Raw genomic sequence first — 957 nt, 5'->3', positions numbered from 1 at the left:
GGTTAGGGGGTCAGGGCGGCTCGGATGGTGGTGAGGATGTGGGACGGGCGGCGGTACAGGTCGCGGTCGGTGAAGTAGCGCATCCGCCATCCGTTGGCGTCCAGCCAGTTGATCCGGTCGCGGTCGTACCGCATGTGTTCCCGGTCCAGGTGGGACAGACCGTCGTACTCCACCCCCACCCGCCGCTCTCGGTAGCCCAGGTCGATGCGGAAGCGGGGAATGCCGTACCGGTCATGAACCCACATTTGTGGTTCCGGAATCGGCAGCCCGTCGTCGAGCAGCAGTAGCCGCAGTTGGCTCTCCTGCCGGCACTCGGCGCGGCCGTCGGCGCGTGGCACGAGGTCACGTGCCTGCCGGACGCCACGCAGGGCTCGATGCAGGGGCAGCTCGGCCGCGAGGTCGTCGACCGTCACGGCGCCCGAGCGGAGCGCGGCGTCCAGCACCGGCAGGGCATCCATCCGGCGGACACCTCGGGCCAGGTCGATCGCGCACTGCGCGGCCGGCACGCACGGCAGCCCACCGACGAGCACCGGCCGGACCGGCAGGACGGAGTGATGGACGACGAGGCCCGGCAGCCGGGGCTTGGCGACGTCCGGCGGCAACTGCACGTGCACCGCGGATTCCCGGAGTACGCCGAAGCCGTGGCGGCGTGCCGCACTCCGCATGGCGAGCATCGCGCCGTCGGGTAGACACAACAGCAGTGCCCGCAGCTCGTCCTCGTCATCGCAGGGTGTCGAGGCGTAGACACCGCGCCGCACCCGGATCAGTTCCTCCCGTTTGACCTGCGTGCGTACTCGCTTCACGGTGAGCACCCGCATCAGTTCCCGGGTCCGCCACAGCTGCGTCGACATACCCGAACCATGCAGCCCCACTCCGGCCGGCTTCCCTCACCGCCGACCTCCCCTGTGGACAAGACCCGGGATGTGCACAACCCCCACCGTCCCCGCCCTTGTGCTA

General features: G+C 70.1%; 1 protein-coding gene. It reads right to left on the bottom strand.

What is annotated here, in order from left to right; genetic code table 11:
* Positions 1 to 2: 2 nt before the first annotated feature.
* Positions 3 to 851, bottom strand: coding sequence for a DUF559 domain-containing protein (locus EAD96_RS00225; RefSeq protein WP_121682861.1), 849 nt, complete (start codon positions 849 to 851; stop codon positions 3 to 5).
* Positions 852 to 957 lie beyond the last annotated feature (106 nt).

Origin of the sequence: Micromonospora sp. BL1 (assembly GCF_003667485.1) — a bacterium.
Taxonomy (GTDB): Bacteria; Actinomycetota; Actinomycetes; order Mycobacteriales; family Micromonosporaceae; genus Micromonospora; species Micromonospora tulbaghiae.
Note: the sequence above shows the minus strand (reverse complement) of the source record. Positions and strands in the feature narration are given on the sequence as shown.

Coding starts and splice junctions, on each gene's coding strand:
- EAD96_RS00225 (WP_121682861.1), bottom strand. CDS start 851: ATGTCGACGCAGCTGTGGCGGACCCGGGAACTGATGCGGGTGCTCACC.